Genomic DNA, 17,410 nt, shown 5'->3' on the forward strand with positions numbered 1-17,410 from the left:
GGCAAGGGCGTCAGCGCAGACGCGCCAAGCGGTCGCGTGCGGTGGCCGCGGCCTCGGAGTCGGGGTAGCGCGCGACGAGTGCCTGCCACGTGGCGCGCGCCGCTTTCGCGTCCTTGAGCTCGAGCTGGCAGCTGGCCACGGCCAGCATCGCCTCGGGCGCCCGCGGGTGTTTGGGAAACTGCTCCAGCAGCCGCTGATAGCTCTGGATGGCGGCGGCGTAGTCGCGTGCCGCATACAGCGCATTGCCGCGCCAGTACAGGGCCAGGGGAGCGTAGCCGCTGTCGGGATAGCGTGCCAGAAAGCTCGCGTAGGCCTGCGCCGCGCGGGCGAACTCGGAGGCCCGCAGGGCGGCCATCGCGGCCTCGAACGCCGCCTTCTCGTCCGGGCGGGCGGTGAACTCGACCCCCTCGACGCTGACCTTGATGGGCTCCAGTGCGCGCAGCCGCTCATCGAACGCCGCTAGGGCGTCGCGCTGCTGGCGCTGGACGTCGGCCACGTCGCGCGCCAGGCGCTCCTGCTGGCCGCGCAGTTCGGCCAACTCGCGCCGCAGCGCCTCGATTTGGTTGACCACGTCGAGCGTGCCCCGCCGCGCGGCGTCGCCACCGGCGCGCAGCTCCTGCAACTGGCGCTCGGCGGCTTCGAGCGCTTGGCGTTGGGTCTCCAGCGTCTGGCGCTGTGCCTCGAGCCGAGCGCGCAAATCCAGAATGGCGCGCCGCGCCTCGTCGTCGCTGAAAATCGCATGGGCGGGCGTGGCGACGGCGAGCCAAACCGCGGCCAGCGCACCCGCCGCGGCACCGCGCAGGCCGCAACCCGAAAAGCGCGAACGCATCATGGCCATCTTCACCGGTATTGCAGCTCGACGCGGCGGTTGCGGCTCCACACCGCTTCACCGCTACCCTCGACCGCGGGTTTTTCTTTGCCGTAGCTGACCGCCTCCATCTGCGACTCTTGCACACCGAGCAGCGCGAGAGCACGGCGCACGGCGTCGGCGCGTTTTTGGCCCAGGGCCAGGTTGTATTCGCGTGTGCCGCGCTCGTCGGTGTGGCCTTCCAGCACCACGCGGCGCTGGCGGTCGGCATTGAGGAAACGCGCGTGCGCCTCCAGCGTCGCCATGTACTCCGGCTTGACCGTGTACGAGTCGAAGTCGAAGTAGATGACGCGCTCGACGTTGGCGGGCGGCTGGGCCTGTCCGGGCTGTGAGGTTTGCACCGGCACCACGGTGCGGCCGTCCACGGAGGCACCCGCCGCGCCCGAGCCCGCGCCTGCACCCGCCGCACCGGCCGGACTCACGGGCGTTGGCGTGCGGTCGGTGACCGGCGCTGCTTCATCAAGCTTGACGCTGGAGCAGCCCGCCAGTACGGCAGCCGCCAGCAGGGCGGCGCCCAGACGGGGAATCGGGAAAAGACGAACCGTGGTGGACAGAGATTTCATGGCCGAAACAGTGGATGGGAAGGGAACAAGTGAAACGGAAAAAAATCAGCAGATCACGCGGGGAACGGCCCCCAGTCGGGCTCACGCACGTTGCCGCTGGCAGCCAGTCGCGTTTTGATGCGACCGTCGAGCGTGGTCGTCATCAGCGACTCGCGGCCCTGCACCCGGGTGGCATACATGATGAGGCGTCCGTTGGGGGCAAAGCTCGGGCTCTCGTCGGCGGCGGTGTCGGTCAACGACGTGACGGTACCGCTGGACAGGTCCATGAGCCGCAGCCGGAAAGCGTCCCCGATGCGAGAAACGAATGCCAAGTGCCGCCCGTCGGGGCTGACCGCGGGCGAGACGTTGTAGCTGCCCTCGAAGGTGACGCGCGTGACCTCGCGTCCGTCGGGGGTCATGCGGTAGATCTGCGGCGAGCCCCCGCGGTCGCTGACGAAATAGACCGCCTTGCCGTCGGGCGCGAACGCGGGTTCGGTGTCGATGCCGCCCGTTTGCGTGATGCGTTGCGGCGCGCCGCCGTCGAGGTCGAGCGCGTAGATCTGCGAGCTGCCGGCCAGCGTGAGCGTGGCGTACAGCCGACGCCCGTCGGGCGACCAGGCGGGCGCGCTGTTGGAGCCCCGAAAACTCGCCAACAGCCGCCGGCGACCGGTGGCGATGTCGTGCGCATAAATCACAGGCTTGAGCGCCTCGAAAGAGACGTACGCCAACTGCGCGCCATTGGGCGACCAGGCGGGCGAGATGATGGGCTCACGGCTCGTCAAGGCGGGCTGGGCGTTCTCGCCGTCGGCATCGGCCACCCACAGCTGGTGGCGCTCGCCGTTTTTGCTGACATAGGCGATGCGGGTGGAAAAGACCCCACGCTCGCCAGTGAGCTTCTCGTACACGTAGTCGGCGATGCGGTGCGCGGCCAGGCGCAGGTCGGCCGCGCCCACGGGATAGCTCAGTCCCCCCAGGTCGGTGCCGCGCACCGCGTCCCACAACCGGAACCGCACGTCGAACCGTCCGTCGGCCAGCCGACGGACGCTGCCGGTGAGCAGGGCATCCGCTCCCTGACTACGCCAGGGCGCGAGATCGGGCCGGGCCATCTCGTCCAGCACCGTGGTGCCACCCGGCAATTGGCGCAACTGCCCGCTGCGCACCAGATCGGCCGCGACGATGGCCGCCACGTCCTGCGGCAGGCCCGCGGGCACGGCAAATGGCGCCACGGCAAATGGAATCTGCGGCACGCCCACGCCGGTGACCTCGACACGAAACTGGGCGCGTGCCAAGCCGCTGACTGCCGCCAGCGTACCGGCGGCAGTCATGGCCAACCAACGGCGGCGCGTGGGCCCCAGGCAGCAGGACGGCAGCGGGCTTGCCGGTGGGCGAAACGACGCTCCAACGAACGAGGAATGGATGGACGTCATGAACAAGCAAACGAAGCTAAAAAACGACGGCCCGCGTGCCTGCGGCGCGCAGTGGCGAGGCCACGGTCGATAATACCGGAACGCGGATGACGATCCTGGGTGGGTCGCACCGCCAAGAAAGTTCCCGCCCCTGCCTGGGCATCCGATCCGCTCGACCTTGCCGAACCCGACTCCGGACCCCCAAACCACCGTGCCCCCTGCGGCCTCGCAAACCATGGCGCGGCGCCTGTGGCGGCTGTGGCCATACTTCCGCCCGGCGCGCGCAGGGCTGGTCATGGCGGTCGTGGGCGCGCTGCTGGCGGCGTTGACCGAACCGGCCATCCCTGCGCTGCTCAAGCTGCTACTCGACGAGGGTTTCATCGGCGGCGGTCTGCCCCTGTGGTCGGTACCAGTGGCCCTCATCGGTCTGTTTGCGGTGCGCGGGGTAGCCACGTTCGTGGCGCAATACGGCCTGGCCTACACCGCCAACGGCGGCATGCTGGCGCTGCGGCAAGCGATGTTCGAGCGCCTGGGCGAGGCCGACTTGCGCCTGTTTGCGGATCAAAACGCCAGCCGTCTTTCCAACACCGTGGTCTACGAAGTGCAAAACGGCGCGGCGCAATTGGTCGGCGCGCTGCTGACGCTGGTGCGCACGGTGTTGACGATCGCCGCGCTGCTGGCCTATTTGCTGTGGCTCAACTGGCAGCTCACGCTGATCGTGCTGGCGATGTTTCCGCCCCTGTCGTGGGGCATGAAGGCGCTGTCGCGGCGGCTGTACCAAGTCACGCGGCGCAGCCAGCAAGCCACCGACGAGTTGGCCTACGTGGTGGAAGAAAACGTGCTGGCGCACCGCATGGTGCGGCTGCATGGCGCCCAAGCGCAGCAAGAGCGCCGCTTTGCCGGGCTCAACCGGGCGCTGCGTTCGCTGGCGCTCAAGAGCACGGTGGCCGCCGCGGCCATGACGCCGCTGTCGCAAATCCTGGCTGCCACGGCTCTGTCGGCCGTCATCATGGTGGCGCTGCACCAGGCCGCCGGCGGCGTGTCGGTGGGCAGCTTCGTCGGGTTCGTGACGGCGATGCTGATGCTCATCACCCCGATCCGGCAGTTGGCCGACATCGCGACCCCGATCACGCGCGGGCTGGCGGCGCTGGAGCGCGGCATCGAACTCATCGAGTACGCGCCGGCCCAGCACGGCGGCGGCCACGATGGCGGACGCGCGCGCGGTCGCCTCACGCTGGAGGGGGTGTGGGTGCGGTTTGCGGGGCGGCCGGGGGCGGCGCTGCGCGGCGTGTCGCTCGACATCGCGCCCGGTGAGGTGGTGGCACTGGTTGGCCCCTCCGGGGCGGGCAAGACGACGCTGGTCAACCTGTTGCCGCGCTTCGTGTCCCCCAGCCGGGGGGTGGTCCGGCTGGACGGCGTGGATGTGCGCGACTGGGACTTGCGCAGCCTGCGTCGACAGTTTGCGATGGTCAGCCAGGACGTCGTCATGTTCAACGACACGGTGCTGGCCAACGTGGCGCTGGGCGACGACCATCCCGACGAGCAACGCGCACGGGCGGCGCTGGAGGCGGCCAACCTGGGCGACTGGTGGACGACGCTGCCACAGGGCCTGCATACGGTGGTGGGCCACAACGCGGCGCAACTCTCCGGCGGGCAGCGTCAGCGGCTGGCGATTGCGCGCGCCCTCTACAAAGATGCCCCGGTACTGATTTTGGACGAAGCGACCTCGGCCCTGGATAACGAATCCGAACGCCTGGTGCAGGAGGCGCTGGCCCGCCTGATGGCGGGCCGCACGACATTGGTCATCGCGCACCGCCTCTCGACCATCGAGCACGCCGACCGCATCGTCGTGCTGGAAGAGGGCCGCATCGTCGAGCAGGGTACCCACACCGAGCTGCTGGCCACCGGGGGCCTGTACGCGCGGCTGCATGCGCGGGGGCGTGCGGGCTGGATCGACGACGGCGAGAGCGGGACCGAACCCGAAACCTGACCCCGCCGCGACCGGGTGCGGGCAGCGCCTACAACAGCACGATGTCGTATTGCTCCTGCGTCATGCCGCTTTCGCTCTGCAACGAGATGGGCTTGCCGATGAAGTCCGACAGGCCCGCGAGGTGGGCGCTTTCCTCGTCCAGGAAACGCTCGATCACCTGCGGCGCGGCGATGATGCGGAACTCACGCGGATCGAACGCACGCGCCTCGCGCAAGATCTCGCGCAAGATGTCATAGCACACGGTGCGCGTGGTGCGCACCCGCCCGCGCCCGCCGCACGCGGGGCACGGCTCGGTCAGCATTTGCGCCAGCGACTCGCGCGTGCGCTTGCGCGTCATCTCCACCAGCCCCAACTGCGAAAACCCGCCGATCATGGTCTTGACCCGATCGCGCGCGAGCTGCTTGCGCAGCTCGGCCAGCACCGCCTCGCGGTGGTCGTCGCGCACCATGTCGATGAAGTCGATGACGACGATGCCGCCCAGGTTGCGCAATCGCAACTGGCGCGCGATCGCTTGCGCCGCCTCCAGGTTGGTGCGAAAGACGGTGTCGTCGAAATTGCGCGCGCCGACGAAGCCACCGGTGTTGACATCGATGGTGGTCAGCGCCTCGGTCTGGTCGAACACCAGATAGCCGCCGGACTTCAGATCGACGCGCCGCCCCAGCGCGCGTTCGATCTCCTCATCGACGTGGTAGGGCTCGAAAATGGGCCGCTCGCCGCGGTACAGCACCAGCCGCTCGGCCACCTGCGGCGTGAACTCCTGCGCAAACGCCTGCAGTGCGGCAAACTGCTCGCGCGAGTCGACCTGGATCGAGCGCGTCTGCGGCCCGGCCAGGTCGCGCAGCACGCGCTGCGTCAGGCTCAGCTCCTCGTACAGCAGCGCGGGCGGCGCCACCTGCACCGCGCGCTCGCGGATGCGGGCCCAGGTTTTGCGCAGGTAGGCGATGTCGTCGGCCAGCTCCTCGTCGCTGGCGTCTTCGGCGTTGGTGCGCAAAATGAACCCACCGCCGCCCTCGCCCGCCAGGGTCAGCAGGCGCTGGCGCAGGGCCTCGCGTTGCACGTGCGGGATTTTTTGCGACACGCCGATGTGCGCGTCGTGCGGCAAAAAGACCAGCAGCCGTCCGGCGATGCTGATCTGGGCGGTCAGGCGCGCGCCCTTGCTGCCGATCGGGTCCTTGAGCACCTGCACCAGGATCGACTGCCCCTCGAAGACCTGCCGCTCGATGGGCGGGACGGCGCCTGTCTCGGTCTCACCGGTGCGCCCGCCCCCGTGGCGGGCCTGAATCTGCGGCAACAAGTCCGCCACGTGCAAAAAGGCGGTGCGCTCCAGCCCGATGTCGATGAACGCCGACTGCATGCCCGGCAACACGCGCTGCACGCGCCCGACGTAAATGTTGCCCACGAGGCCACGCTCGAGCGAGCGCTCGAGCCACACTTCCTGCACCGCGCCCTGCTCGATGAGCGCGACGCGGGTTTCTTGCGGCGACCAGTTGATGAGGATGTCGTGCGAGGCCATCATGGCGCATCAGCTTACAGCAGGCGCAGGCCAGCGCGGCGCAGCAGTTCGGCGGTTTCGTAGGCGGGCAGGCCCATGATGCCGGTGTAGCTGCCCTGGATGCGCCGCACCCACAGACCAGCCAGCCCCTGGATGCCGTAGGCGCCCGCTTTGCCGAACGGCTCCCCCGTCGCGACGTAGGCGTCGATTTCCTCGGCCGACAAGGGCTTGAAGGTGACCGTGGAGCGGTTCACGGCGAGCGCCTCGCGCCCCGCCCAGGCGAGCGCCACCGCGGTGAGTACCTGGTGACGGCGCCCCGACAGGCGCTGCAACAGGCGCGTCGCGTCGGCGGCATCCGCAGGCTTGCCCAAAATGTCGCCGCCATCGGCCACGGTGGTGTCGGCGCACAGCACCACACCGGGCGGCCAGCCGCGCTGGCGGCGCCGCGCCTCGGCCGCGCGCAGCTTCAGCCGGGTGACCCGGCGCACGTACGCCAGCGGGGCCTCGCCGGGCAAGACACCTTCGAGCACCTCGGCGTCTTCGCTGGCGTCGGGCAACAGCGGCACGCAGGTCACCCCCCACTGTTCGAGCAGCGCCCGCCGTCGCGGGCTTTGCGAAGCGAGATAGACCCAGGGCCGACCGTCGGCGGGAAGCGAGGGAGGGACGTGGCTCATTCGCGGTGGTAGGGGTGTCCGGTGTTGATGGACCAGGCCCGGTAGAACTGCTCGATGAGCAGCACGCGCGCCAGGGCATGCGGTAACGTCAGGTCCGACAGGCGCAGCCGCCAGCGGGCGGCCTGCCGCAGCCCCGGGTCCAGCCCGTCGGGGCCGCCGATGACGAACGCGACGTCGATGCCGTCGAGTTGCCACTGGCGCAGGCGCGCGGCCAGCTCGACCGTGGTGCAGCGCTCGCCGCGCTCATCCAGCACGACCAGCCGGGCCCCCTTGGGGCAGGCCGCCTCCAGCCGCTGGCGCTCGGCCGCCATCAGGGCCTCGGGGGCCTTGCCGCCGCCGCGCGGCTCTGCCTTGACAGTGCGCAGGTGCATGCGCACCTCGGGTGGCAAGCGCCGGGCGTAGTCCTCATAGGCCGCTTCGGCCCAGTCCGGCAGGCGCTGTCCCACCGCCAGCAGGTGCCACTTCATGCCGCGTCGTCGGCCACCCGGCGGCGGCGCCGAGGCGCTGCGGCAGGGGTGGCTTCGGCCGCGGCCCGCGGCGCCGCCGACGGCGGCGCCTTGCGCAGGCGCACCGGCTTGCCGCCCCAGATTTCCTCCAGCCGGTAATACTGCCGGATGGCGGGCTGCATCACGTGCACCACGGCCTGGCCACAGTCCACGATGATCCACTCGCCATTGTCCTCCCCTTCGACGCGGGGTTTGGCAAACCCGGCTTCGGCCACCTTGTCGCGCACGCTCGCGGCCAGCGCCTTGGTTTGGCGATTGGACGTGCCGCTGGCGATGATGACGCGCTCGAACAGCGGCGTGATGGCTTCGGTGTTGAACACCTGGATGTCTTGCGCCTTGACGTCTTCGAGGCCATCGACGATGGCGCGCTGGAGTTTGCGAATCTGGCGTTGGGCAGCGGTTTCGGTCATGGAGTCAAGCAGTGGAGTCGGACGGCCCGCCCGTGGCGCGGTAGAGCCCGTGTTCGGAAATATACCGCGCCACGGCGGGCAGCACCAGCGCCGCGGCCGCGTTCCCCGCGTCACCCGCCTGCCAGCGGGCGCGCAGCGCCGTGGCGCTGAGGTCGATGGGGGGCAAGCGCAGCGGCACGAATGGCAGGCCCACAGCCGCCAGGTCGGGCAAGGCCGCCCCAACCCCCGCCAGCGGCCGGTTGGCCACCGCCACGGTGGCCAGGCGCAGAATGTCTTCCCAACGGTGCCAAGTGCGCAGGGCCAACCACTGGTCGGCCCCGACCACCAGATACAACTGTGCCTGCGGGTATTCGGCGTGCAGCCCGCACAGCGTGTCGATGGTGTAGGTGGGGCCGCTGCGCCGGGTTTCGCGCGCATCGATGGACACCCGCGCCAGGTCGCCGAAGGCCAGCTCGCACATCGCCAGCCGGTGCTCGGCCGCCGTTAGCGGCCGCGTCTTGTGCCACGCCTGCCCGGTCGGCACGATCAGCAGCCGATCCAGCGCCAACTGGTGCAACGCCGCCTCGGCCACGGCGCGGTGGGCACGGTGCGGCGGGTCAAACGCGCCGCCAAACACGCCGATACGCGGCGGCGCGGGCGCTGCGGCGGCGGCCGTCACAGCCAGTCCCGGCGCACCAAGAATTCGGTCAGCAACCGGTGCTCGGGCGTGCCGGGCTGCGGCCGCTCGTCATACGCCCAGCGCACCAGCGGCGGCATGGACAGCAGAATCGATTCGGTGCGCCCGCCCGACTGCAGGCCGAAGTGCGTGCCGCGGTCCCACACCAGGTTGAACTCGACATAGCGGCCGCGCCGGTAGAGCTGGTGCTGGCGCTCGCGCTCGCCCCAGGGCATGTCCTTGCGCCGCTGCACGATGGGCAGGTAGGCGTGCAAAAAGGCGTCGCCGACGGCGCGCGTCATGGCAAAGCCGCCCTCGAAGCCGAGTTCCGAGAAGTCGTCGTAGAAGATACCGCCGATGCCGCGCTGCTCGCCGCGGTGGCGCAGGCAGAAGTAGTCGTCGCACCAGGCTTTGAAGCGCGGGTACTTGTCGGCACCGAACGGCGCCAGCGCCTGCGCGCAGATACGGTGGAAATGCCGCGCGTCCTCTTCAAAACCGTAGTAAGGCGTGAGGTCCATGCCGCCGCCAAACCAGCTCACCGGCTCGCCGCCGCCCACGGGGCGGGCGGTGATCATGCGCACGTTCATGTGCACCGTGGGCACGTAAGGGTTGCGCGGGTGAAAGACCAACGACACGCCCAGTGCCTCGAACGGCGCGCCCGCCAGTTCGGGCCGGTGCTGCGTGGCCGAGGGTGGCAATTTCGGGCCACTGACATGCGAGAACCCGCAGCCCGCGCGCTCGAATACCGCGCCACCCTCCAGAATCTGGGTCACGCCATTGCCCTGCAGCGGCTCGCCGGGCGCTTTCTCCCAGGCGTCGGACAGAAAGGATCGGCCATCGATCTCCGCGATGGCGCTGGTGATGCGCTGCTGCAATCCGAGCAGGTATTCGCGCATCTGGGAAACGGGCTCGAGGGCCATGGATTTGCCTCCTGCCGACGGCGACGCGCCGGCGCTTGCCTTCAGCCGACCGCGCGCGCCAGCGCCCGGTGGCCGATGTCACGGCGGTACTGCATGCCGTCGAAGGCGACCCCGCGCACCAAGGCGTAGGCGCGCTCGCGCGCCGCGGCGACGTCCGCGCCCAGCGCCGTCGCGCACAGCACCCGCCCACCGCTGGTCACCAACCGGTCGCCTTGCAGCGCGGTGCCGGCGTGAAACACCACCGCATCGTCCGTGTCGACGGGCAGCGCGGTGATCGCGTCGCCCTTGCGCGGCGCCTGCGGATACCCCGCCGCAGCCACCACGACGCCCAGGGCGACGCGCGGATCCCACTCCAGCGTCACCGTGTCGAGCCGCCCTTCGGTCGCGGCGAGCAGTGCCTCGACCAAATCGGTGCGCAGCCGCATCAGAATGGGCTGCGTCTCGGGGTCACCCATGCGGCAGTTGAACTCCAGCGTCTTGACCGAGCCGTCGGGCGCGACCATCAACCCGGCGTAGAGGAAGCCGGTGTATGGCACGCCCTCGGCCGCCATCGCGCGCACCGTGGGCTCGATGACCTCGCGCAGGGCGCGCTCGTGCACCGCGGGCGTGACCACGGGCGCGGGCGAGTACGCCCCCATGCCACCCGTGTTGGGCCCAGCGTCACCGTCGAGCAGGCGCTTGTGGTCCTGGCTGGTGGCCAGCGGCAGCACGTGTTCGCCGTCCACCAGCACGATGAAGCTGGCTTCCTCGCCGATCAGGTATTCCTCGATAACGACGCGCGCGCCCTCGGCGTTGTGCTGCACGCCCAGCCGGTTGTCCACCAGCATGAAGTCGATCGCCTCGTGCGCCTCGGCCGCGGTCATGGCCACCACCACGCCCTTGCCCGCGGCCAGGCCATCGGCCTTGACGACGATGGGCGCACCCACACGATCCACGTAGGCGTGCGCCGCTGCAGGGTCGGAGAAGGTTTCGTGCCGCGCCGTGGGAATGCCGTGGCGCTGCATGAACGCCTTGGCGAACGCCTTGGAGCTCTCCAGCCGCGCAGCCGCTTGTGTCGGACCAAAGATGCGCAGGCCCGCGGCCCGAAACGCATCGACGATGCCGGCGGCCAGCGGCGCCTCGGGGCCGACGACCGTCAGGCCGATGCGGTTGGCCAGCGCCCAATCGCGCAAGGCCGCCACGTCGGTGAGGGGCACGTTGACCAGTTGCGCGTCGCGGGCGGTACCCCCGTTGCCCGGGGCCACGTACACCTGCTCGGCACGCGGCGATTGCTTGAGTTTCCACGCCAGCGCGTGCTCGCGGCCGCCACTGCCGACGACCAAGACCCGAATCCGTTCGCTCATTCCGGCAATTCCGCGTTGTGGAAGACGTCCTGCACGTCGTCCAGGTCTTCCAGGGCGTCGAGGAGTTTTTGCATGCGCACCGCGTCTTCACCCCTGAGCACGACGGTGTTGGTGGGGCGCCAAGTGACTTCGGCCATGGCCGGGGTGAGACCCGCGGCCCGCAGCGCATCGCGCACCGCTTCGAACTGACCGGGCGCGGTCAGCACCTCGATCGAGCCGTCGTCCTGCGTCAGCACGTCGTCCGCACCGGCTTCGATGGCCACCTCCATCACCTTGTCCTCGGACGTGCCAGGCTCGAACACCAGTTGGCCACAGTGCTGGAACTGAAACGCCACCGATCCCTCGGTGCCCAGATTGCCGCCGTGCTTGGAAAAGGCGTGCCGCACCTCGGCCACCGTGCGCACGCGGTTGTCGGTCATGCAGTCGACGATGACGGCCGCGCCACCGATGCCGTAGCCCTCGTAGCGCACCTCCTCGTAGCTGACCCCCTCCAGGTTGCCAGTGGCCTTGTCGATGTTGCGCTTGATGGTGTCGGCCGGCATGTTGGCGGCCTTGGCCTTTTCGATCGCCAGCCGCAGGCGCGGATTGGCGGCCGGGTCGCCGCCGCCCTGGCGGGCGGCGATCATGATTTCACGCACCACCCGCGTCCAGATGCGCTGGCGCTTCTCGTCCTGGCGCGCCTTGCGGTGCTGGATATTGGCCCACTTGGAATGTCCTGCCATGCAAACCTCGTTGGTTCCGTCTCGGTGACCGGCTCGGGCGCCGGTCGTCCTCCTGCGGTATTCTACGCGCCGGGGTCCGTGTGGCCCACTACCCTCTTCGCTCCCCCCCTGCCCCGCTGCACCATGACCGATACCATCCTGCTTGCCCGTCGCGACGCCATCGAATGCCACCTGCGTCTGGACAAAGCCAACCGCCACGGTTTGGTCACCGGCGCGACTGGCACCGGCAAGACCGTCACGCTGCAAACGCTGGCGGAAGGGTTTTCTCGCCACGGCGTGCCCGTCTTCATGGCCGATGTCAAGGGCGACCTGACCGGCATCAGTCAGCCCGGACGCATCGAGGGCAAGCTGGCGCAGGTGCTGGCCGAACGCGGCATCCCGGCGCCCGAACCGGCCGCGTGCCCGGTGACGCTGTGGGACGTCTTCGGCCAGCAGGGCCACCCGGTGCGCGCCACCATTTCGGACATGGGCCCGCTGCTGCTGGCGCGCATGCTGGGCCTCAACGAGACGCAGACCGGGGTGCTCAACCTGGTGTTCAAAATCGCCGACGACCAGGGCCTGCTGTTGCTGGACCTGAAAGACCTGCGTGCCATGTTGCAACACGTGGGCGACCACGCGCGCCAGTACACCACGCAGTATGGCAACATCAGCGCCGCCAGCGTGGGCGCCATCCAGCGCGGGTTGCTGGCGCTGGAGCAGCAGGGCGCAGACCGCTTCTTCGGCGAGCCGATGCTCGACATCGCCGACCTGATGCAGACGGTGGATGGCCGCGGCGTGGTCAACATCCTGGCAGCCGATCAACTGCTGCACGCGCCGCGCCTGTATGGCACCTTCTTGCTGTGGCTGCTGTCGGAGCTGTTCGAGACGCTGCCCGAGGTGGGCGACGTCGACAAACCCAAGCTGGTGTTCTTTTTCGACGAAGCGCACCTTCTGTTCGACGACGCGCCCAAGGTGCTGGTCGAGCGCATCGAGCTGGTCGTGCGGCTGATCCGCTCCAAAGGCGTCGGGGTGTTTTTCGTCACCCAAAATCCGCTCGACATCCCAGACAGCATCCTGGGCCAGTTGGGCAACCGGGTGCAGCACGCGCTGCGCGCCTTCACCCCGCGCGATCAAAAGGCGGTCAAGGCGGCCGCGCAAACCATGCGCCCCAAACCCGGGTTGGACCTCGAGGCTGCCATCACGGAACTGGGCGTGGGCGAGGCGCTGGTCAGCCTGCTCGACGCCAAGGGCCGCCCCAGCGAGACCGAGCGCGTCTGGGTGCTCCCCCCCGCCAGCCGCCTGGGCCCGGTGACGCCGCCGGAGCGGCAAGCGTTGCTACGCAGCTCGCTGGTGGCCGGCGTGTACGAGCAAACCATCGACCGCGAAAGTGCGTACGAGCGCTTGCGCGCAACCCATGCAGCCCCCGCCGCCGATGCGCCAGCAGCCGCCAGCGCCACGGGAGGGCTTGGCGGCGCGGTCGGCGAGCTGCTGTTTGGGCGCACCGGGCCACGCGGTGGCCAGACCGATGGCCTGGTACAGACGGTGGTCAAGACCGCGGTGCGTCAAGTCGGGGCACAACTCGGGCGGCAACTGGTGCGCGGCTTGCTGGGCGGCCTGGTCGGCGGCAGCACGCGGCGACGTTGAGCCGTGCAACAGCGTGGGGCTGCGGGTTTGTGCGCAGCCCGCACCGGTGGGCGGGGCCGTACACTCGGGAGGTGCGCATTTCCACACGACGAGGAGACCCCCACCCATGACTGGCTGGCTGACCTGGATCGGTTGGACTCTGGCCGCCATTCTGGGTGTCGGCTGGTGGCGTGCCCGGCAAGCACAGCAAAGCACGCAACGGCTGTTGGCGCAGGAGCGGCAATGGGCCCTCGACCTGTTCGACCGGCTCGGTATCGCGCACTGGCGCCGCAACCTCGACACGCAGGAGCTGTGGTGGTCGGCCGTTTTTCGGCGCATGCACGGCATCGCCCCGGACGAACCTGCGGAGCGCCAGCGGTCGCTGCGCCAACTGGTGCCCGAGGACCGCGCCCGGGTCAACCAGGCACTGGAAGACGCCTATGCCGCAGGCGGCGGCGAGACCGGCTATCGCATCCAGCAACCCGACGGGCGCATCACCCACCACATGCTGCGCATCGTCGTCACGCAGGAGCCCGCCACGGGGCAGCGCATCGCGTTTGGCGTCAATCTCGACATCACCGAGCGCGTGCGGCTGGAGGCCGAATTGCGCGAGCGTACCGCCTACTTGGAAGCGATCGTGCAGCACCTGCCCATGGGCTTGAGTGTTTTCGACCGCGACCTGCGTCTGCGTGTGTGGAACCAGGCTTTCGGGCAGGTGCTCGGCCTGCCGCCCGCATTGCTGCGCGAAGGCGTGGATTTCGCCGACCTGATCCGCGTGCCGGCTCAGCGCGGCGAGTACCCGGGAGAGGACCCCGAGGCCGCCGTAGCCCGGCGGCGCGAGCTGGCGCTGCGATTTCGCCCCCACCGACTAGAGCGCACCCGCCCCAATGGACGCACGCACCTGGTCATCGGTGAGCCGATCGTGCGCGACGGCCAAACCGTGGGTTTCGTGACCACCTATACCGACATTACCGAACAAAAGCAGGAGCGCGAACGCCTGGCACAGGCGCTCGATATCCTGCGCACCCTGGTGGACAACATCCCTGCTGGGGTAACGATGGTCGACCGTGAGTTGCGTATGCAAGTCTGGAACGAGCGGCTACTAAAGCTGTTGGATCTTCCGCGCGAGCTGATGCAGCAGCCCGGCGTGACATTGGTCGACGTGCTGCGCTACAACATCGAACGCGGCGAATACGGTCCGCAGCCCGACCCCGAAGCCGCCCTGGGCCAGATGCGCGAACGCGCGCTGCGCTTCGAGCCGCATGAGTTCGAGCGCGTACGCCCCAACGGACGCGTGCTGCACATCCGCGGCCAGCCGCTGGCCACGGGCGGCTTTGTGACCATCTATACCGACGTCACCGAGCGACGCGCGGCGCAAGACGCGATCGAGCGCCTGGCACGCACCGACGCGCTGACTGGCCTGACCAACCGGCACGCGCTGCCGGTGGCCCTGGAGCAGGCGCTGCGCGGTGCCGAGCGCGACGGGCGGCCGCTGGCGGTATTGTTCATCGACCTGGATCGCTTCAAGGCGGTCAACGACTCACTTGGCCACGAGGCCGGCGACCAAGTGCTGATGGAAGCGGCGCGGCGCTTGCGCGCGCGGGTGCGGGCCAGCGATGTCGTCGCACGCATCGGCGGCGACGAGTTCGTCGTCGTGCTCACCGGCATGCAGGACGAAGCGGACGGCGCACAAGTGGCGCTGCAAATCGTGCAAACCCTGTCCGAGCCGTTCGTCGTGCCCGATGGCGCGGGCGGGACGCAGCGCGCCTACCTGACCCCCTCGATCGGTATCGCGCTGGCACCACGCGACAGCCGCGAGCCCGGTGAACTGCTGCGCCTGGCCGATATCGCGATGTACCACGCCAAGCACGACGGCGGGGCGGGCTGGTGCTACTTCACGCCCTCGATGAACGAGTCGGTGCGGCACCGCATCGAGCTGGAAGGTCGGCTGCGCGAGGCCATCGCGCACGACACGCTGGAGCTGCACTACCAGCCCATCCACGGTTTGCGCCCCGGGCTGCCGTTGCTAGGCTTCGAGGCCCTGCTGCGCTGGCCGCAGGCCAATGGCGAGCAGCTACCACCCGCCACGTTCGTCCCGGTGGCCGAACAGTCGGCCGATCTCATCGAGGCGCTCGGCCGCTGGGTGTGCACGACCGTGGCCCGCCAGCGCCGGCGCTGGCGGCAACACCACCCCGAGCTGGCGCTGACCTGGAGCATCAACCTCTCGGCAAGGCAGTTCGACCGCCCAGGGCTGGCCGAGCGTATCCGCGATGCCATCACCGCTGGCGACCCCGACCCCGCCGATCCCGACCAGCCCCTGCGGGGCTTCGAGTTCGAGATCACCGAGGGCGCGATGATGCGCGACCCAGTGCGCGCCGAGGCCGAACTGTCGCGCCTGCAGACCTGGGGTGCGCACGTGGCGATCGACGATTTCGGCACCGGCTACTCGTCGCTGGCATACCTGAAACACTTGCCGATCGACCGCCTCAAGATCGACCGTGCCTTTGTGCGTGACCTGGACCGCGACAGCGACGACGCGGCCATCGTCGCCGCCGCCATCACCATGGCGCGGCAGCTGGGTCGGCAATCCGTGGCCGAGGGCGTCGAAACCCCCGCCCAGCTGCGCGCCTTGCACACCTTGGGGTGCGACGCGGTGCAAGGGTTCGGCCTGGCGCGGCCCATGCCGGCGCTGCACGCCTGGGCGTATGTGCAGCAGTGCGCCGGCGGCATGCACGCGGACCTGTGGGGCACGGTGGATCAGGCGTCTTCCGCCGCCAACGACGCAGCGTAGTCCGCCACGGCCCGCAAAATGCCCGTGGCGCGCGGATCGCCCCGTGCGGCGGCCTCTTGCGCCAGCCGTTCGACACGTTGCTGGTAGCCGGGCAAAGGCACGACACAGCGCGTACGACAATGCGCGCGCCAGCGCTCGCGCTCAGCGGCATCCAATGTCGTGGGGTGGTTGCGCGCGCGAAAGCGAAATACCAGCTCCGGCAGGCGTGGGTCGTCGAATCCCGCCCGGCGCCACGCGGGGTCGGCCGGGTCGAGCGCGCGCAGCCGCTCGAGTCGCCGCCGATCCTCGTCCCCGACGAAGCCATCGTAGAGCGCAGCGTCCACGTCGGGCGGGTCGCTCGGGGCCTCGTCGCGCGCATACAGCGCGGACCACAGCGGCCCCAAATCGGGCAGCGCGGCGGCATAGTCGGCATGGCGCTCGATCGCACCCAGATCCAACCCGAAGCGCTCCGCCGGCCCGTCGCGCAGCACGGCCACGTTGGCAATGACCATCGGCGCACGGTTGAGGTGCACGCTCTTGAGCGGCAAGCGCTGCATGCCGTCGGGCAAATCGGCCTGGCGGGTGAAAAGGCGTCGGCGCGCCTCGTCGGGGCGCAGATCGGCCAGCTCGCGCGGGTCGAACGCCAAATCCCACGCCAGCAGCTCGTTGCGGTTGCGCGGGTGGCTGGCCAACGGCCACATCACCGCGAGGCAGCCGCGCTCGGGCGAAAACCGCCCCGAAATGTGCACGAACGGCCTGCCTTGCCCCGCCAGCGCCGGCAAGCCCAACACCTGCAGGACACGGTCTTTGCGGTGCAGCGACAGCGCATAGTCGAACAGGCGTGGCTGGCGCTGGCGGATCAGCCGCGCCAGCGCCACGGTGGCCTGCACGTCCGACAGCGCGTCGTGGGCGTGGTCGTGGCCCAGCCCGTTGGCAGCCGTGAGGTGCTCCAGCCGAAAGCTCGGTTTGCCGTCGCCGTTGCGCGGCCATTCGATGCCCTGCGGCCGCAGGGCCCAGGTCATGCGTACCACGTCCAGCAAGTCCCAGCGCCCACAACCGTTGCGCCACTCGCGGCCATAAGGGTCGAGCAAGTTGCGCCACAGCAGGTGGCGGGTGAACTCGTCGTCGAAGCGGATCGAGTTGTAGCCCACGCCGATCGTGCCTGGGCGCGCCAGCTCGGCCAGGATCGACTCGGCAAAGACCCGCTCCGTCACGCCTCGGGCCAGGCAATCTTGAGGCGTGATGCCGGTGATCAGGCAACTCTCCGGGTCCGGCAGATAGTCTAGGGTCGGCTGGCAATACCAGACCACGGGCTCGCCGATCGGTTGCAGCTGCGCATCGGTGCGCAGACCGGCAAACTGCGCCGGACGGTCGCGGCGGGGATCGGCACCGAAGGTTTCGTAGTCGTGCCAGAGGAAGGTGGGGGTCGCGGTCGTCACACGTCGCATCCTACCCGCAGTTGATCACCGCATGGTCCCCCGCAGGTCGGCATTCCGGCGTAGACTGCGGG

Annotated in this window: 14 protein-coding genes and 1 pseudogene; 3 read left to right on the forward strand and 12 right to left on the reverse strand. The window is 69.6% G+C overall.

Annotated elements, in window-relative coordinates:
- Positions 1–10 precede the first annotated feature (10 nt).
- From ybgF to tolB, 3 genes are read right to left on the reverse strand one after another with little or no spacing between them, the layout of a single operon-like run.
- On the reverse strand, positions 11–832 hold the full coding sequence (ybgF, locus tag ACPP3B_RS01510; RefSeq protein ID WP_299021293.1) for a tol-pal system protein YbgF: 822 nt from the start codon (positions 830–832) through the stop codon (positions 11–13).
- 8 nt (positions 833–840) lie between these two features.
- On the reverse strand, positions 841–1,431 hold the full coding sequence (gene pal, locus ACPP3B_RS01515) for a peptidoglycan-associated lipoprotein Pal (protein ID WP_299021291.1): 591 nt from the start codon (positions 1,429–1,431) through the stop codon (positions 841–843).
- Positions 1,432–1,484: 53 nt separating this feature from the next.
- Positions 1,485–2,735, reverse strand: coding sequence for a Tol-Pal system beta propeller repeat protein TolB (gene tolB / locus ACPP3B_RS01520; protein WP_299021289.1), 1,251 nt, complete (start codon positions 2,733–2,735; stop codon positions 1,485–1,487).
- Positions 2,736–3,051: 316 nt separating this feature from the next.
- Here tolB and msbA point away from each other — a divergent pair, with 316 nt between their 5' ends.
- Entirely contained in the window at positions 3,052–4,806 is a 1,755-nt protein-coding gene (gene msbA, locus ACPP3B_RS01525; protein ID WP_424860124.1) for a lipid A export permease/ATP-binding protein MsbA, read from the forward strand.
- Between the two features lie 28 nt (positions 4,807–4,834).
- Here the strand turns inward: msbA and rng are convergent, their stop codons facing one another.
- The 8 genes and pseudogenes from rng to ACPP3B_RS01565 all read right to left on the reverse strand — a co-directional run bounded on the left by rng (position 4,835) and on the right by ACPP3B_RS01565 (position 11,528).
- The gene (gene rng / locus ACPP3B_RS01530; RefSeq protein WP_424860125.1) at positions 4,835–6,319 is read right to left on the reverse strand and encodes a ribonuclease G; all 1,485 of its coding nucleotides are present in this window, start codon (positions 6,317–6,319) and stop codon (positions 4,835–4,837) included.
- A gap of 14 nt (positions 6,320–6,333) precedes the next feature.
- The gene (locus ACPP3B_RS01535; protein WP_299021287.1) at positions 6,334–6,972 is read right to left on the reverse strand and encodes a Maf family protein; all 639 of its coding nucleotides are present in this window, start codon (positions 6,970–6,972) and stop codon (positions 6,334–6,336) included.
- Positions 6,969–7,439 (reverse strand): 23S rRNA (pseudouridine(1915)-N(3))-methyltransferase RlmH, encoded by a 471-nt coding sequence (gene rlmH, locus ACPP3B_RS01540; RefSeq protein ID WP_299021285.1) that lies wholly within the window; start codon positions 7,437–7,439, stop codon positions 6,969–6,971. Before rlmH ends, ACPP3B_RS01535 begins: the two co-directional genes overlap by 4 nt.
- Positions 7,440–7,447: 8 nt before the next feature.
- A pseudogene (gene rsfS, locus ACPP3B_RS01545) lies at positions 7,448–7,888 on the reverse strand (ribosome silencing factor); the annotation flags it as partial.
- Positions 7,889–7,892: 4 nt separating this feature from the next.
- Entirely contained in the window at positions 7,893–8,546 is a 654-nt protein-coding gene (gene nadD / locus ACPP3B_RS01550) for a nicotinate (nicotinamide) nucleotide adenylyltransferase (protein ID WP_424859522.1), read from the reverse strand.
- Positions 8,543–9,463 carry an oxygen-dependent coproporphyrinogen oxidase gene (hemF, locus tag ACPP3B_RS01555; RefSeq protein ID WP_299021280.1) on the reverse strand — a complete coding sequence of 307 codons (921 nt, stop codon included), beginning with the start codon at positions 9,461–9,463 and terminating at the stop codon, positions 8,543–8,545. The genes nadD and hemF overlap by 4 nt, the downstream gene beginning before the upstream one ends.
- 41 nt (positions 9,464–9,504) lie before the next feature.
- Positions 9,505–10,794 (reverse strand): phosphoribosylamine--glycine ligase, encoded by a 1,290-nt coding sequence (gene purD, locus ACPP3B_RS01560; RefSeq protein ID WP_299021329.1) that lies wholly within the window; start codon positions 10,792–10,794, stop codon positions 9,505–9,507.
- An 8-nt stretch (positions 10,795–10,802) separates the two neighbouring features.
- Positions 10,803–11,528, reverse strand: a complete 726-nt coding sequence (locus tag ACPP3B_RS01565; RefSeq protein WP_424859523.1) for a YebC/PmpR family DNA-binding transcriptional regulator — start codon at positions 11,526–11,528, stop codon at positions 10,803–10,805.
- A 123-nt stretch (positions 11,529–11,651) separates the two neighbouring features.
- Here ACPP3B_RS01565 and ACPP3B_RS01570 point away from each other — a divergent pair, with 123 nt between their 5' ends.
- On the forward strand, positions 11,652–13,151 hold the full coding sequence (locus ACPP3B_RS01570; protein WP_299021276.1) for a helicase HerA-like domain-containing protein: 1,500 nt from the start codon (positions 11,652–11,654) through the stop codon (positions 13,149–13,151).
- 106 nt (positions 13,152–13,257) lie between these two features.
- A complete protein-coding gene (locus ACPP3B_RS01575; protein ID WP_424859524.1) occupies positions 13,258–15,921 on the forward strand; it encodes a sensor domain-containing protein in 2,664 nt (887 codons plus the stop codon).
- Here the strand turns inward: ACPP3B_RS01575 and sbcB are convergent.
- Positions 15,888–17,339 carry an exodeoxyribonuclease I gene (gene sbcB / locus ACPP3B_RS01580; RefSeq protein ID WP_424859525.1) on the reverse strand — a complete coding sequence of 484 codons (1,452 nt, stop codon included), beginning with the start codon at positions 17,337–17,339 and terminating at the stop codon, positions 15,888–15,890. The genes ACPP3B_RS01575 and sbcB overlap by 34 nt on opposite strands.
- Positions 17,340–17,410 lie beyond the last annotated feature (71 nt).

It is taken from the genome of Tepidimonas sp. HKU77 (assembly GCF_049728535.1).
GTDB lineage: Bacteria > Pseudomonadota > Gammaproteobacteria > Burkholderiales > Burkholderiaceae_C > Tepidimonas.

Excerpts from the sequence above, each read along its gene's own strand:
- ybgF (WP_299021293.1), bottom strand. The coding sequence starts at position 832 with ATGATGCGTTCGCGCTTTTCGGGTTGCGGCCTGCGCGGTGCCGCGGCG.
- pal (WP_299021291.1), bottom strand. The coding sequence starts at position 1,431 with ATGAAATCTCTGTCCACCACGGTTCGTCTTTTCCCGATTCCCCGTCTG.
- tolB (WP_299021289.1), bottom strand. The coding sequence starts at position 2,735 with ATGACTGCCGCCGGTACGCTGGCGGCAGTCAGCGGCTTGGCACGCGCC.
- msbA (WP_424860124.1), top strand. The coding sequence starts at position 3,052 with ATGGCGCGGCGCCTGTGGCGGCTGTGGCCATACTTCCGCCCGGCGCGC.
- rng (WP_424860125.1), bottom strand. The coding sequence starts at position 6,319 with ATGGCCTCGCACGACATCCTCATCAACTGGTCGCCGCAAGAAACCCGC.
- ACPP3B_RS01535 (WP_299021287.1), bottom strand. The coding sequence starts at position 6,972 with ATGAGCCACGTCCCTCCCTCGCTTCCCGCCGACGGTCGGCCCTGGGTC.
- rlmH (WP_299021285.1), bottom strand. The coding sequence starts at position 7,439 with ATGAAGTGGCACCTGCTGGCGGTGGGACAGCGCCTGCCGGACTGGGCC.
- hemF (WP_299021280.1), bottom strand. The coding sequence starts at position 9,463 with ATGGCCCTCGAGCCCGTTTCCCAGATGCGCGAATACCTGCTCGGATTG.
- ACPP3B_RS01565 (WP_424859523.1), bottom strand. The coding sequence starts at position 11,528 with ATGGCAGGACATTCCAAGTGGGCCAATATCCAGCACCGCAAGGCGCGC.
- ACPP3B_RS01570 (WP_299021276.1), top strand. The coding sequence starts at position 11,652 with ATGACCGATACCATCCTGCTTGCCCGTCGCGACGCCATCGAATGCCAC.
- ACPP3B_RS01575 (WP_424859524.1), top strand. The coding sequence starts at position 13,258 with ATGACTGGCTGGCTGACCTGGATCGGTTGGACTCTGGCCGCCATTCTG.